Below are 14,506 nucleotides of genomic sequence, written 5' to 3' on the forward strand. Positions count from 1 at the left end.
GGTATCAGTCCGCGCTTAGCCCATACAAGTCCTTGACCGCCTTTGCGTCATCCGAGGCTGCAAGGATATCACGACCCTGCGCCGCCTTGGCGAAATCCACTCGGCTCTCGTGTTGCGTATGCGGCCAATCGCTTCCCCAGACAAGGCGTTCGGCGCCGAGTGTCCGCATCAGAAATGCCGCGTGAGCGTTGAGATCAAACGCGGTCCGGTATGGCGCAGAGAGCTTGAAATAGAGACGGGATATGTCACGAAGCCGCGTGATCTGAGAGAGCAACGGGTCGCTGTCCGGTGCCACGTCAGAGGGCAAACCGAAATGATCCACCACAATTTTGCCCCCGATATCAAGCAAAGAGCCTATCCAAGGCGCAAGGCGGGGGCTTTCGAGGTGAATTTCCAGATGTAGATCACGCGCGAAGAGGCGGTCCAGAAAGTCGCGCACAAGGGGGGTGTTGAGATTTGGGATTTCCGCACCGCGCACGAGGTTCCAGCGGACACCGCGCACGCCCAAGGCGGCAAGCTGGTCAATCTCGCGCGTTGGCACGTCCGGGGCCACAACGGCCACACCCGCAAACCGGCGACGATCCAAGACTTCAAGGGCGCGGCACAGTTCGGCATTGTCAGTGCCAAGGAAACTCACCTGCACGATGACACCGCCGCGCAACCCGTGATCCTTTAGATGCCCGCACCATGTGTCCAGCGGGGCAGGGTCTTGCGGCACATACCGCGCCCCTGCGATCGCCGCGACGCGATGATAGACATGGGCGTGGCAGTCAAAGTTGATCATACATCCTCCACTCTTAATTCATATATATGTCTAGTTGACTTTATGAGTCAACGCCGGTATGCAGGCCCAAGGGAGAACATGACGATGCGCGCAGATCTGCATTCAGACGATCGCTTGCCAGCCTATGCACGGCTGAGGGATGCCTTGTCATCGCGCGTTGCCAGTGTCGAATGGGGGCCGGATGAACCGATCCCCTCCGAGGCACGTATCGCCAAAGAATACGCTGTTTCCGTTGGCACCGTGCGCAAGGCCGTTGACGGGTTGGTGGCCGAGGGGTTGCTGGAGCGTCGGCAGGGGTCGGGCACCTATCTGCGCCGCCCTTCCTTCGATGTGACCTTGTTCCGTTTCTTCCAGCTTCATAGCGGGGACGGTGCACAGCCCTCCATCCCCTCCAGCAAGCTTATCCTGCGCGCAAGGGCAGAGGCCCCAACCGAGGCCGCGGCGGCTCTTGGCACCTCTGACGTGATTCATATCGTGCGCCTGCGTAGCCTTGCAGACCAGCCGATCCTGTACGAGACGCTCTATATCCCGGCAGCCCGTTTTGAAGGGTTCGAAGCGTTGAGCGATGCGGATATGGGGCCGCTGCTCTATCCCGTCTATTTCGAACATTTCGGCGTGCTGGTGAAGCGCGCCACTGACGATCTGTCTTTTGGCGCGGCTGACTCCGAAACCGCGCGCCAACTGCAGCTCGCGCCTGGCGATCCTGTGGCGATCATCCGGCGGACCGCCTTTGATCTCGAGGGGGTGCCGGTGGAATGGCGCATCGCGCGCGGCAGCGCTGCTCAATTTCACTACCGCAGCGACATAGGCTGAAACGATCCATAACCCTAGGGAGAGAGACATGACACTCAAGGCAACACTGTTTGGCGCGACGGCGCTTACGATCCTCGCGGGGGCGGCCCTTGCCGAATACCCTGAACGCGCCATCGAACTGACCATTCCCGCCGGGGCCGGTGGCGGCACCGATACCAGTGCGCGCAAGCTGGCGCTCTTGCTGGAGGAGAAACTGGGCCAGTCTATCGCCGTGCTGAATATCAATGGCGGCGGCGGTTCTGTCGGGACATCGCAATTTATCCAGTCCAAGCCTGACGGCTATTCGCTCTTTGCCACGTGGAACAGCCCGCTGACCACGGTGCCGCAGGTTCAGCAAGTTGCCTATGACATTGATAGCTTTACCCCCATCGCGTCAACCTCGGAAACGGCCTATACGCTCTGCGTCAAACAGGATTTCCCGGCGTCGACAGGAGAAGAATTCCTGGCCGAGTTGGCCGCGAACCCAGGCAAATATACCTATGGCAATGATGGCATTGGCGGCACCATGCAACTTGCGGCCGAGCGCATCTTTCAGGCGCGCGATATTCAGGCGGTCGCAATTCCGTTTGGTGGCGCGGGCGAAACGCTCCAGAACTTCCTCGGAGGTCATGTCGATGTTTATGGCGGTTCAATCTCGCCTGTGCTGCCTTATGTGGAAACCAAAGAGGCCAAATGCCTTTTGGTGACATCGGCGGCCGATGTTTCGGCCCTGCCAGAGGCCTCCGGCCTTGCTGCGGTCGGTCTGGGTGATGAGGAAACGTTGCTCTGGCGCGCCATTCTGGGGCCAAAGGGCATGGATCAGGCGATCGTCGACAAGCTGGCCGCTACCATCGACGAGGCGGTGAATGACGCGTCCTATGTCGAATTCCTTGCCAGCAAGGGCGAGATCCCGAATGTTGTAAAGGGCGATGCTTTGCGCACCCGCCTCCAGAACGAATATGACGCGCTTGCCAAAGTGTCTAAGGCGCTCGGTCTCGGCCAGTAACATGGAAAAGCGCCAGGACCTCTTAACAGGTCTGATCTTTACCGGGCTTGGATTGGCCGCCGCATGGATGGCCAGATCCTACTCGGGGGCCGGGGGCACCTATCCCATGGTGCTGGGCCTGGCGCTTGCCATCTTTGGCGGGGTTATTGCCCTGCGGTCGGTTCGGGCAAAGGTTAATGCAGTGCGCCCCTTGAGCGAGGCACCGCGCAACCTCTTTCTCGCGACCGTTGTGGCGACAGGATACATTGCGCTTGTGATGCCGCTCGGGTTCTTCACGGCCTCGGTTCTGCTGATGCTGGTCATGCCTGTGGTTCTCGGCTTTCGGCAACCCGTTTATCTGGTTTTGATGGCGCTGGTCTTTATGGCGCTGGTCTGGGTGGTCTTTTCCGCCGTTCTGGAGAAACCGCTTCCGCCGGAATTCTGGTCAACTTTGTGGCGCGAGGCGTGAGATGGGGTTTTTCGTCGATGCCACCACCGCCGTCTTTGCCGTCGGGCCGCTTTTGGCGATGTTTGGTGCCACGCTTCTGGGGGTCTTGATCGGGGCGCTGCCGGGTCTCAACCCGGTGATGGCCATCGCACTCCTCTTGCCGCTGACTTATTCGATGGAGCCGCTGGTGGCGCTTGCCATGGTTGCGGGCATTTACAATGGCTCGATGTACGGCGGGGCTATTCCGGCCATTCTCTTGCGGATCCCCGGCACGCCCGCCTCGATCGCCACTACCTTTGACGGCTTTCCCATGGCGGAAAGGGGAGAGGCGGCCAAGGCGCTCAAGGTGGCCTGCTGGTCCTCTGCCATCGGCGGGATTGCCAGCGCCGTGGCGCTGATGACGATGGGCCCGCTTTTGGCGCGAGTCACGCTGTTTTTCGGGCCAGCGGAATACTTTTGGATTGCAATGTTCGGTATGGCCTCTGTCGGGGTCATGGTGGGGTCAGATGCGGTCAAGGGGATACTCGCGGCCACTCTGGGCCTGCTGATTGGGACCATGGGGATCGATTCCCTCTCTGGTCAGCCACGGTTTACTTTCGGGCAGACTTGGCTGCTCGGAGGGCCTGACTTGATCGTTGTGCTTGTTGGCCTCTACGCATTGCCTCCAGTGCTGCAACTGGCAGAGAAATGCGACCTGCGCGGCCTGTCATCGGCGCAATTGCGGCTTGAATCGGTGCCATTTGCCAAGGGCGAGCTGCGGGGCTTCGTTCCGACATGGCTGCGGTCCTCTTTCATTGGCATCGGTGTCGGCATTCTGCCCGGTGCCGGGGGCAATATCGCGGCCTTTCTCAGTTATAACGCGGCCAGAAACGCCTCGGATGAGCCCGAAACCTTTGGCAAGGGCAACCCGCAGGGCGTCGCGGCTGCAGAATGTGGCAACAACGCGGACAACGCTGCCTCAATGATCCCAGCCCTCTCCTTGGGCATTCCGGGCAATGTGGTGGCGGCCCTCGTGCTCAGCGCCCTGACGATCCACGGCTTGCAGCCGGGGCCGCAGCTCTTCCACCAGAATCCGGTGCTTGTTGGTGGGTTCATGGTCGAGATGCTTCTAACCTCGGTGCTGATCCTGCTTGTCGGCGGTGTGACCGCAACGCGGATGTTTGCCCAGATTCAGCGCTTGCCCGGCGTGTTGCTCGTGCCGTCGATCCTCGTGCTGATGTGCGTTGGGGTCTATGTCATCAACGGACGCCCCATTGATCTGTGGGTGATGCTGCTGGCTGGGCTCGCGGGATATGTTCTGGAAAAGGTGAACATCCCCCTCGCGCCGATCATTCTCGGCATGATCTTGGGGCCGATGGCGGAACAGAGCGTACGGCGCGCCCTGCTGATCAGCCGTGGCGATCCGACAGAGTTGCTCACCCGCCCCCTCTCTGCGGTTCTGGCCTTCGCAACGCTCGGGATGATCGTATGGCCGATGCTCAAACTCCTGCGTGGCAAGCGCAAACTGTGATCAGGTCACCCAAACTAAGCCATGCATTTTAAAATGGGTCGGTTACGGCGATTGCATACTCCCGCAAACAAAATGATCAAACAATATCAACAGGATAACGGCCACCCTCGGGTGGCCTTTCGCGCTTGCGTAAATCTTGTGTCAGCCTGGTGTCCGGTTGCCGCCCGAACTTCAATTCCATCGCCAAAACAATCCACCCCCCTTCCTTGCGCCCTTGTCTAGGTAATCTCCCGGTTTTTAAACTGGTGCATCCGTAAGAGGTGGCTGCGAAAATCTGAACAGCCGGGATAAGTGGATTTTCCGCGCAACAGCGGCATGATGCTGCGAGCGAGGAGAAGACCATGGCAAGGCCCGGCCGGCGAGAGCAATGCTCGCCCCCCGTCGCGCGACTGCGTTATCGGCCATCTCGCGGCGTTGAGGTGGCCCAGTCACTTTTCTCCAAGGGCTTCCTTAAGCAAATCCGCCTGCATGCTCAGGTCTGCATACATCCGCTTCAACCGGCCGTTCTCATTCGGCGGGAAAACAGTCCCCCAGACTGTTGTCCAATCCACCTCATTCCATCGCCTTCATCGGGCTGACCATCGAAGCATCCATGCCGCCATACTTGGCCCGCCATTTGTACAACGACGCGTCGCTCATCCCATGCGCGCGGCACAGCTCGGCCACCGGCACACCGCCTTCGGCCTGACGCAGGATCGCCATAATCTGCGCTTCACTGTATCTGCTTGTCTTCATTCGAAATCCCCTCGTTCATCTTGCCGAGAAAATTCTATTATTGCAGCCTCTTAAATTCGGGGGGATTACTCCCTTGTGCCGCATTTCGATCTGGGCCATGACGGCAACGCGGACGGAACGGGCGTTGGTTGCCGCGCCATCAGCATTCGATCTGACGTGAAAGATCTAGTGGACGAAGACTAGCGACATCGTCCCCACCAGAATAAGGCTAAGGGCCCAAATCAGGTCTAGGTTGAACCAGCCCCTTGAAAGAAACTGCAGTCCGAGCCATTGGTGAACGCCGATCGCGAGCAAGCCGCCCGACAGCGTCATCGCCAGCGTGTGCACCAGGGCGACAAGGGCAGCTATTGCGGTGTTGCCCCCCATCAAAGTGGCGGCCGCGCTGTGACCCGGATCCGCGTCCACCGTTCTGCATAATCCAAGGTAGATCGGCACCACCATCAGGCCTGCACCGTGAGCCATCGCCGCGAGGAAAGACCATAGCGCCAGTCGCGAAGGCGGCACGCGGGCGAGGAAACGCGGATGGCGGCGATTGACGATCAAGTAGACGCCAAGAGCGATCACAAGGCATGCCGCACTGATCTGTATCTCCCGCTGCCATTCGACGAGGAACAGCAGAGCCGTGAAGGGAAACAGGATTGCGGCCATGGCCAGCAAATGCCCCATCGCCAGCGCAAGCAGCGCCTTGAAAAGGCTGCCGCGGTTGCGGTCCATCAGTGCAGCGGACACCGCCAGCGGCCAGCCCATGCCGGGATTGACCCCGTGATAGATGCCGGAGGCGGCAACGGCCCACCACAGCGCCGTTGCCGTATCGACGCCCTCCACGCGTCAGACGGAGGGGTAGCAGAAACTGTCCGTGGAACAGTCGCCGCCTTCGAGGCGGATTTGGTGGCTCCGATAACCCTTGGGGAACTCGATATAGAAGTTCTTGTCCAATTCGAGCCCGCCGTTCTCGCCCACATTGGCCATGACCATCTGGCCACCTTCATCGTCAGGATAGAACTGCTCGTCCCACGTCGAGTATAGCGAGTTGGTCCAGTAGACACGCTTGCCGTCGCGGCTGATCTCCACCATCTGCGGCCCATAGGCAAAATCCTTGCCATTGGGGTGCTTGGTGCCGCGTGCGATGCCGCCGATTTCGACTTTGCCTGCCAGTTTGGGGTTCATCGGGTCGGAGACATCGTATTGATGCATTTCGCCCAGGCCCCAGCAGGCCACGTAGAGATATTTGTCATCAAGACTGAGATCGATGTCGGTCACCAGCGGCGGCACCGCCTCGAACCCCTGCAGGAGTGGCGGCAGGTTTTCGACCTTTGCGGGGCGCGGGTCGATGGTGATGGTCTTTTGGGCCTCGAACGTGCCGTCGTCTTTTCTCCACCATGTAAAGATGGCCCCCTGGAGATTGGTTGTGTCCACAACGACGCCGCAGAAGCCATAGTCCTTGGCCGGATCATGAGCAGGTCGGATCTCCAGCGCCATCTGGTGGTTGGCACCGAGATCAATCGTCTGAACATTCCGGCGTTCGCGCAGTTTCCAGAAATGGATCTTGTGGCCATACTTGTTTGACAGCAGATCTTCGGCGACAAGCCCGTTCTCGAATTGTGGCGGAAGGCCCCATTCGGAACTGACCATGTAGTCGCGCGGCAGGTTCCACCAGAAATCGTAATGCTTGTCCTGTTGGCCGCGGTCCATCTCGTAGCGCCCAAGGATCTCGAAGGTCTCGCAATCCAAGATGAAGATGCCCGGCGGTCCGTCGGTTCCGTCGGGTCCACCGCCACCAAGTGTCGAGACATAAATGCCCTCGGGTCCGCAATGGATTGTGTGTGGGCGCGAATATCCAGTCTTGTCGAACACTTCTTCGGGTTCGATAATCTTGTGGATCTTGGCCTTCAGCGGTTCCTTGACATCGACGACGTAGATTCGAGACGATCGGATACCCGGAATGATCAGGTATCGCCGTTCAAGAAAGGCGTGCCCGGTCAGCGGGGACAGGGCCGAGGAACAGGCGTTCCAGCCGAAATGGTGAAACTCGTCGCCCTTGTTTGGCATGATGAGTTGGTGAACAATCTGGCCATATGTGACCGACTTGGGATCGACGTCGATGATGGCCAGCCCATCGGGCTTGGAGCCGTCAGGACTGAGCATGAGGGTGAAGGCCAGCGTCTCCGCCGGGGCCCGCATGGCAAGTTTTGGTGTCGCGTGAAATGTGGGATCAGGTCTCAGGTTCATTGTGCGCTCCTCCAAGGTCAGGGGCACCGAAACTTGTTCCAGACTGTTTCTTCGCACCCGATGAACAGCCTGCCACGGTTCCGGGCTCAGAGCAAACAAACCGGTTCGCAGGATGGAGCTAGGGAAAGACTGCAAGTCCACGCTTACCCTGGGCTGCGGACCGTCGCATGGCCGTACAACATTGAGCCGCGCGCATGTGCATGTCGTCATGTCGCACTAGCCCTTTCGATCGTCTCCGGACAGGTTGCCACAATTCACGCAGACTGAAGGCGACTGCATTTCTAGCCCAATTCAAATTGCCGTCGAGCCCGCAGGCCAAAGGTCAGTTTGGCTCGAGTCTGCCCTGCGGCGGTGCGGTAACTTCTTGCAAATGCGGACGCCTGAAGCCGAGAGTGATGGCGCTGACCAGCCGTTCGAAATGGACAGGCTCTGCCTCAGCGCGGCCCGTCGATCGGGTCAGTCGCTGCACTTGCTCAGCTTGAGTTATCAGGAGCCCGCAAGCAACGCTTTCTGAACGGTTGCATCCCAACCCAAGTAAAACCTGTCTCGGTCACGGATGACCGGGCGTGCCATTACCTTGGGTTGGGCTGCGATCTGCGCCTCGGCTTCCGAATTCTTCAGCCAGTCATTGAGCGCTCGGTAATCATTCGATGTGCGGTCCACGAGGCGGTCCCCGAACTCTTCGATCAGCGCCGATAATTCCGTCTCGCTCAGCGGTTCTGCCCGGACATCACGGAAAGAGACATCCAGTCCTTCCGCCTCCAATGCTCTGCGGGCCTTCTGACAGATTGCGCAAGTCTGCAAGCCGTAGATCATCATGTGGAACTCTCCCTTGGCGTCGACCTCGTAACCTCCTCCATCGCCACCCCGAAAGCAATCATCTGAGCAGATATTTACGCTGTCGGACGGGTGCGTTCGACCGGATTTGTCGCAGTGTCGCCTGTGCGCTTAACCGAAGGATATGCTTGCAACAACGTCATTCCGCGGCCATTCATGCTGATGTGACCATTTCATCAGATCAGTCCACCGTTTCATTGGCCGCTCTCGGCTGGTTGGCATTTTTTTCCGAGCAGTTGGAGGCTGGCGATTCAGAGCTTGTGCCTATGCGCATCGGATCCGTTCACCGGGACCGGGTCACAGCGATATCCGAACGCGGCGTTGTGCGGCTGGTGCTCTCCGCCCAGTCGCGCACGACGGACATCGCCGTGGGGGATTGGGTTCTGGTCGACCCCGAAACCCGTTTGCTGGTGCGGCGTCTGAACAGGCGGATGCTGTTGCAGCGGAAAACCGAAGGCAGTCGGCCAACGCAACTGATTGCTGCGAACGTCGACACGCTCTTGATCGTCACCTCCTGCAACGACGACTTTAATCCGGCACGGTTGGAGCGGTATCTGGCGCTTGTGAACGAGTCCGGGGCGACCCCGGTGATTGTCCTGACGAAGATTGATCAGACGGCTGATGCTGCCCCCTACCGGCGGCAGGCAGAAGCGCTTCAACTCGGATTGGATGTTGTCATGGTGAATGCAAAAGGACCGGAGGCGGCACAGACATTGGCGCCTTGGTGCGGCCCCGGGCAGACCGTTGCCCTTGTCGGATCGTCCGGGGTGGGCAAGTCGACCTTGCTCAATACGCTGTCGCATAAATCATCCGAGGAGGCACAGCCGACAGGACTGATTCGCGAGGCAGACGCCAAGGGGCGTCACACAACCACGTCGCGTTCGCTGCATGCAATTGCCGGTGGCGGTTGGGTGATTGACACGCCCGGGATGCGTTCGCTGCATGTCAGCGACGTCGCGGCCGGACTCAATACTCTGTTCGCGGAGATTGTCGATCTCGCCTCCGGGTGTCGCTTCCGGGATTGCACCCATGATCATGAACCCGGTTGTGCGGTTCAGGGCGCGACAGCCGACGGGACACTCGATCCCGCGCGCCTTGGCCGGTGGCGCAAGCTGACGGAGGAAAACTTGACCAACACCTCCATCTCGTCCGGGCCCCGTGGCAACAAGATCACACGCCCCCTCGGCAAACGGCGCTGACGCGACTGGCCCAGAGCCGCCGTCCATCAGCCTCACCAAATCGGCCATCCAAGCATGGTGCCGCATTTTCAAACTTGGATCATTCCATTGATCTGGTCCCCTGAAACCCTGCGTTTGATAGTCCGTCTTGTCTTGGGGTGGATGACGAACACCTCACTCGTCTGACTTCAGAGGGCCGGGTCGTGTTCCGGGTCGTGTTAGTGCCCCTTAAGTCTAGGGGAGCCTCTGTTCAGCAGGCTCTGACACAATGCGAAAGGCGCGGCAATTCTTGAGATCGCGCCAGAATGTCAGGCCAGCGTATTTGGCAAAAAGATCGGGTGGCAGAATCGTTTGGCGCGGTTTGGGGGCCACTTGGGCGCGTACGCGGTGCAAACCATCGAGTCCAAGCTGCGCATCAAAGGCGGCCGCGTCATATTCCACCTTGTCAAAATCATGCTCGAAGGGTGGCTCGCCCAGAAACTCATACAGCAGGCCCATGACATCGCGAGGGCGGCTCACAAGGATGTCGTAATCGACAATTACCAGACGGTCGGCAAACTCTCCCCAGCAGGCCTCGCGCAGGGCCTGATAGGAAAAACCCACGAGACGGTTTGAGGCGGCAAGGGCTTCGGTGCGGGTGTAGACTGTGGCGCGCTCTCCGGGAGTGTTAAAGAGGCCGGTATTCTCAAAGGTTTTGCTGCGATACTGGCGTTCCATGCTGTCCATGACCCAAGCCACATCGCGCACGCAGCAGATGAATTTCGCCTGTGGAAAGAGGCGCAACACCTCGGCCATCTTGGCAGTCCAGGCCCGGTTGGTGTCAAAGATCACCTCAGCCGGGTTGTCCGCATAATAGCTGTCGAACACTCCGCGCAGGACGCGCTCGCGCTGCGCATCATCGACCATCCGCGACAGTTCGTTTCCGGCTGACACCTGGGCCACGATACCTTCGAACAAGGACGCGATCGGGCTCGACATGCCAGCGGAAAACCGTGGGTTCTGTCGCAGAATTGCGCCCATCAGGGTAGAGCCAGAGCGCGGCAGCCCTGAGATGAAGTGGAAGGATCGGACATCGGTCATGTGGCAGCTCCGGTGGTGTTTCTCACGCGGTCATAGCGCATAAGTTCGGCCGGATCATGAGAAAAGACTCAATGCTATCAACGTGTGCCCGTCCATTTGAGGGGGTGGTGCCGGGTCTAAATCACAAATACTTTGTATTTTTGTGCAATTTGGCGCAGTATTTTGGAAATATTCTTTCAGTACTACCAATTTTATGTCCGCTGAAGTCAGCGTCGAGGGTTTTTTGTATGGTAACCTTTATCGTAACGACAACTGACGATGACATGTCCGATAATAGCCAGAGCTCGCTGTGCGAGGCTATTGATCTGACGCATGACACGCCGGGGGCTGACATGGTTATCTGTGCGAGCGAGTTTGGCGGGCGGGTCGTTTTTGGCGCTCAAGTCGAAAGCCCTTTGACCGCTCCGCGGGTCCGTCCTGCGCGGCAAGCAACAGCGCTCATGAGATGTGTTCACAAGAGACGGTCCGGCGACCGCAGTCGTCCCTTGGAGCGCAGGGATCACGGGCTTTTCTGGCCCGGTCGGGCGACAGTCCCTAGAGGCGGCAAGATTTTTGAGAGTGTGATGTCTATCACGCGCCACCATAGTGGCGATTTGGGTGAGGAAAATTCAAAATGGCTTTGTTCATAGTCGACAACATCAGCGACATTGATGACGACAATCTTGGCGCGGGTCAGCTTTCGCTGCGTGAGGCGATCCGTACCGCCGTAGGGGGAGACGCGATCCTTTTCGCCAACAGCCTCGCCGGGCAGACGATCACCCTGAGCAGCGTGCTGCAGATCGACAAGGACCTGCTGATCAACGGTTTCAACCAGATCACCATCTCGGGCGGCGGCACGACGCAGGTATTCAGCATCATCGGCGGGCTGGAAACCGAGGTCGAACTGCGTGGCCTGACGCTGACCGACGGGCTCAGCGCTAGCCACGGCGGCGCGATCCTGAGCAACGGTACGCTGGAGCTGTTCGAGACGACGGTGCGCGACAGCTTTGCATTCAGCGGCGGTGCCGGGATATTCTCGAGCGGTGACCTGCGCCTTGTCAACAGCCTCGTGACCGGGAACAGCGCAAACGGCGACGGCGGCGGGATCCTTCAGGATGGCGGAAGCGTGCGGGCGATCAACACCACCATCGACGGCAACACCGCCGCAGGCTTTGGCGGTGGCATCACGCTCAGCAGCACCGCCAATGGGACGTTCGAGAACAGCACGATCACCGCGAACATCGCCAGCAACGGCGGCGGCGGCATCGACGATTTCAACGCCGGCATCATCACTGTGACCAATTCGGTGGTCGCCGGGAACACGCTAGTTGCCGGTGCCACCCCGGACGACCTGGGATCAGGCGTCGTTGATGTCGCGCGCAACAGCTTCTTCGGCACCGACGTCACCATCACCGATGCCACCAACACCACCGTCGACGGCGGCGATCCGCTGCTTGGCGCGTTGCAGGACAACGGCGGGCCGGTGCTGACGCGGCTGCCGGACGCCGGCAGCCCGCTGATCGACGCGGGCGACGCGGCGCTGCTGCCTGCCGACACGTTCGACATTGACGGCAATTTCAATCTCGCCGAGGCGCTACCCGCGGATGCCCGCGGTCAGGCACGGGTGCAGTTGGGCGCGCTCGATATCGGCGCGGTCGAGCGGGCGAACACGCCCGTAACCGGGTCCGTCACTGTCACAGTCACCGGTGCGCCCGCGCAGGGCACCGCGCTGACCGCCAATGCGAGCTTCTTCGATGCGGACGGGCAAAGCGGGCTGCCGTCGTTCCAGTGGTTCGCGAACGGCGCGTCGATCACCAGCGCGACTGGCGCGAGCTTCAGCCCCGGCCAAGCGCAGGTTGGCACCGCGATCAGCGTTCGGGTATCTTTCACCGACGACCGCGGTACTCTTGAAAGCCTGACCAGCGCTGCCACGGCGCAGGTTACGAACGTCAACGACGCGCCCACGGGGTCGGTCGTGATTTCGGGCGATGTGCGCCAAGGCGGGTTCGTGAGTGCCAACGCGGGAGGGATCGCGGACGCAGACGGGCTGGGTGCGTTCTCGTTTCAGTGGTTGCGAGACGGCGCACCGATCGCGGGTGGCGAAAACGGCACGCTCCAGCTTTTGCAGGCCGATGTCGGCACCGAGATCAGCGTGGCGGTCAGGTACACCGACGGCTTCGGCACGGAAGAAACGGTCACCTCGACCCCGACGGGCCTGGTCGAGAACGTGGCGTTCACCCCACAAGGCGATTTGGTGCTGAGCGGCAGCGCGACGCAGGGTCAGACGCTCAGCGTCGACTCGTCCGGCGTGTCTGACCCCGACGGATTGGGACCGTTCTCTTTCGCGTGGTTTCGGGAAAACGCGAGCGGTTTCATCGACAGCGTAATAGAGGGGGCGACCGGTGCCAGCCACGTTCTGACGCAGGCCGAGGTCGGCTTCACCATCGTCGCGAGCGTCTCCTACGTTGATGGCGACGGCGACACGGAATCGGTCAACACCCGCTCCGCTGTCGTCGCCAATGTCAACGATGCGCCCACCGGGGCGGTGACGATCAGCGGCACGGCCAAGCAGGGCGCTGTGCTGACCGCCAACACGGCCACGATCACCGATGCTGACGGGTTGGGCACCTTCGCCTTTCAATGGCTGGCGGACGACACCCCGATTGCGGGTGCTACCGGGGTTAGCTTCACCCCCGGAGCGGCGCAGGTCGACGCGGCGCTGTCGGTCGAGGTTCGCTATAGCGATGGTTTCGGCACGTCCGAATCCCTGACCAGCGCTGCGACTGCGCCGGTGGAGGACCTCGGGCTGGACCTGTCCGGCACGCCGGGCGCCGACAGCCTCGTGGGCGGCGACGGCAATGATGTGATCCGTGGCCTTGGCGGGAATGACGATATATCCGGCGGGCTTGGCTTTGACTCCGTGTTCGGTGAGGCGGGCGATGACACGCTCTCGGGCGGCGATGGGGACGATGCGCTTGCGGGGGCTGATGGCAATGACATCGTCAATGGCGGTTCTGGCAATGACAACATCGGCGGCGGGCAGGGGGATGACACGATCGACGGTGACGACGGCGATGACATCATTGGCGCGGGTTTCGGCAATGACACGGTGATGGGGGGCAACGGCAATGACGTGGTTGCCGGTGGTGCCGGCAATGACACCCTGTCCGGGGGGGAAGGCAACGACAGCATGTCCGGCAGTTTTGGCGACGACAACATTATTGCTGGCGGTGGGGCAGATGACATCGGTGGCGGGACGGGTCGCGATACGATCGACGCAGGTGCTGGGAATGACCGGGTCGGCGGGGGTGAGGGCAATGACAGCATCTTTGGCGGCGACGGTAACGATTTTCTTGCCGGCGGTGGGCGTGATGATGTGATCGACGGCGGCGCGGGCAATGACACGATCAACGCCGGGGCTGGCAATGATCAGATCACCGGCGGGGCGGGCGCGGATCAATTCGTGTTCAGCGCCTTTACTGCCGGAGAGGCTGACGTGATTACTGATTTCGAAGACGGGCTCGACAGATTCCTGATCAGGATCGTCAATCCCGAAACGGGTGAGGTGAACATCTCCAATGGGAGCAACGGGCTTGCGGGTTTTGTGGCGGCCTTGGGCATCGTGGACACAGTGGCGGGCGCGCAACTCAACGTTGGCGGCCAGACGGTTTTGGTCCAAAGCGTTGCTGCGGCGGACCTGACAGTGGATGATTTTCAGTTCCTTTGATGGCTGCGGTGCAGTCGCCCGACAAGGGTATTCGGGCCGAGACGGCGGTCGATCGAGTACCTTCCGGGTAACGATCTGATCATTCTAACCACGTGCAAAAGCCGTGACATTGCCATCAGGTTTCGGTACTGAGGTCAGGCCGTACGCAATGTTTATCCGCTTGGTCACGAGACACAGAAGACCTGATGTCACGCGTTTTTTCATTTCTTGTTTTGCGAATGG

At 60.2% G+C, this 14,506-nt stretch carries 11 protein-coding genes and 1 pseudogene; 6 read left to right on the forward strand and 6 right to left on the reverse strand.

Features of this window, described 5'->3' with window-relative positions:
• Window positions 1-4: 4 nt before the first annotated feature.
• Complete coding sequence (locus tag ROS217_RS09170; protein WP_009817441.1) at window positions 5-784, reverse strand: amidohydrolase family protein; 780 nt, start codon at window positions 782-784, stop codon at window positions 5-7.
• A gap of 84 nt (window positions 785-868) precedes the next feature.
• On the opposite strand from ROS217_RS09170, the gene ROS217_RS09175 reads away from it, so the two are divergent.
• The 4 genes from ROS217_RS09175 to ROS217_RS09190 are packed head-to-tail and all read left to right on the forward strand — an operon-like array spanning window position 869 to window position 4,519.
• Window positions 869-1,597, forward strand: a complete 729-nt coding sequence (locus ROS217_RS09175; RefSeq protein ID WP_157046573.1) for a GntR family transcriptional regulator — start codon at window positions 869-871, stop codon at window positions 1,595-1,597.
• Between the two features lie 28 nt (window positions 1,598-1,625).
• On the forward strand, window positions 1,626-2,582 hold the full coding sequence (locus ROS217_RS09180) for a tripartite tricarboxylate transporter substrate binding protein (RefSeq protein WP_009817443.1): 957 nt from the start codon (window positions 1,626-1,628) through the stop codon (window positions 2,580-2,582).
• Window position 2,583: 1 nt separating this feature from the next.
• Window positions 2,584-3,030 carry a tripartite tricarboxylate transporter TctB family protein gene (locus ROS217_RS09185; RefSeq protein WP_009817444.1) on the forward strand — a complete coding sequence of 149 codons (447 nt, stop codon included), beginning with the start codon at window positions 2,584-2,586 and terminating at the stop codon, window positions 3,028-3,030.
• A gap of 1 nt (window position 3,031) precedes the next feature.
• On the forward strand, window positions 3,032-4,519 hold the full coding sequence (locus tag ROS217_RS09190; protein ID WP_009817445.1) for a tripartite tricarboxylate transporter permease: 1,488 nt from the start codon (window positions 3,032-3,034) through the stop codon (window positions 4,517-4,519).
• 348 nt (window positions 4,520-4,867) lie between these two features.
• On the opposite strand, the pseudogene ROS217_RS23165 reads toward ROS217_RS09190, so the two are convergent.
• From ROS217_RS23165 to ROS217_RS09210, 4 genes and pseudogenes are all read right to left on the reverse strand, one after another.
• Window positions 4,868-5,254, reverse strand: a pseudogene (locus ROS217_RS23165) (transposase); the annotation flags it as partial.
• Window positions 5,255-5,419: 165 nt separating this feature from the next.
• A complete protein-coding gene (locus ROS217_RS09200) occupies window positions 5,420-6,079 on the reverse strand; it encodes a hypothetical protein (protein ID WP_009817447.1) in 660 nt (219 codons plus the stop codon).
• Between the two features lie 3 nt (window positions 6,080-6,082).
• On the reverse strand, window positions 6,083-7,483 hold the full coding sequence (locus ROS217_RS09205; RefSeq protein WP_040650483.1) for a selenium-binding protein SBP56-related protein: 1,401 nt from the start codon (window positions 7,481-7,483) through the stop codon (window positions 6,083-6,085).
• A 486-nt stretch (window positions 7,484-7,969) separates the two neighbouring features.
• The gene (locus tag ROS217_RS09210) at window positions 7,970-8,302 is read right to left on the reverse strand and encodes an arsenate reductase family protein (protein WP_009817449.1); all 333 of its coding nucleotides are present in this window, start codon (window positions 8,300-8,302) and stop codon (window positions 7,970-7,972) included.
• A gap of 284 nt (window positions 8,303-8,586) precedes the next feature.
• On the opposite strand from ROS217_RS09210, the gene rsgA reads away from it, so the two are divergent.
• Window positions 8,587-9,519 carry a ribosome small subunit-dependent GTPase A gene (rsgA, locus tag ROS217_RS09215; protein WP_254656396.1) on the forward strand — a complete coding sequence of 311 codons (933 nt, stop codon included), beginning with the start codon at window positions 8,587-8,589 and terminating at the stop codon, window positions 9,517-9,519.
• A gap of 213 nt (window positions 9,520-9,732) precedes the next feature.
• Here the strand turns inward: rsgA and ROS217_RS09220 are convergent, their stop codons facing one another.
• Entirely contained in the window at window positions 9,733-10,578 is an 846-nt protein-coding gene (locus ROS217_RS09220; protein WP_040650484.1) for a sulfotransferase family protein, read from the reverse strand.
• Window positions 10,579-11,191: 613 nt separating this feature from the next.
• Between ROS217_RS09220 and ROS217_RS23495 the strand changes: the two genes are divergently transcribed.
• The gene (locus ROS217_RS23495; RefSeq protein WP_009817452.1) at window positions 11,192-14,284 is read left to right on the forward strand and encodes a choice-of-anchor Q domain-containing protein; all 3,093 of its coding nucleotides are present in this window, start codon (window positions 11,192-11,194) and stop codon (window positions 14,282-14,284) included.
• The last annotated feature ends 222 nt before the right edge of the window (window positions 14,285-14,506 follow it).

This window comes from Roseovarius sp. 217, assembly GCF_000152845.1.
GTDB lineage: Bacteria > Pseudomonadota > Alphaproteobacteria > Rhodobacterales > Rhodobacteraceae > Roseovarius.

What these genes read in the sequence shown, in the direction of transcription:
- ROS217_RS09190 (WP_009817445.1), top strand. Translation starts at nt 3,032, where the DNA reads ATGGGGTTTTTCGTCGATGCCACCACCGCCGTCTTTGCCGTCGGGCCG.
- ROS217_RS09220 (WP_040650484.1), bottom strand. Translation starts at nt 10,578, where the DNA reads ATGACCGATGTCCGATCCTTCCACTTCATCTCAGGGCTGCCGCGCTCT.
- ROS217_RS09175 (WP_157046573.1), top strand. Translation starts at nt 869, where the DNA reads ATGCGCGCAGATCTGCATTCAGACGATCGCTTGCCAGCCTATGCACGG.
- ROS217_RS09170 (WP_009817441.1), bottom strand. Translation starts at nt 784, where the DNA reads ATGATCAACTTTGACTGCCACGCCCATGTCTATCATCGCGTCGCGGCG.
- ROS217_RS09205 (WP_040650483.1), bottom strand. Translation starts at nt 7,483, where the DNA reads ATGAACCTGAGACCTGATCCCACATTTCACGCGACACCAAAACTTGCC.
- ROS217_RS23495 (WP_009817452.1), top strand. Translation starts at nt 11,192, where the DNA reads ATGGCTTTGTTCATAGTCGACAACATCAGCGACATTGATGACGACAAT.
- rsgA (WP_254656396.1), top strand. Translation starts at nt 8,587, where the DNA reads ATGCGCATCGGATCCGTTCACCGGGACCGGGTCACAGCGATATCCGAA.
- ROS217_RS09180 (WP_009817443.1), top strand. Translation starts at nt 1,626, where the DNA reads ATGACACTCAAGGCAACACTGTTTGGCGCGACGGCGCTTACGATCCTC.
- ROS217_RS09210 (WP_009817449.1), bottom strand. Translation starts at nt 8,302, where the DNA reads ATGATGATCTACGGCTTGCAGACTTGCGCAATCTGTCAGAAGGCCCGC.
- ROS217_RS09185 (WP_009817444.1), top strand. Translation starts at nt 2,584, where the DNA reads ATGGAAAAGCGCCAGGACCTCTTAACAGGTCTGATCTTTACCGGGCTT.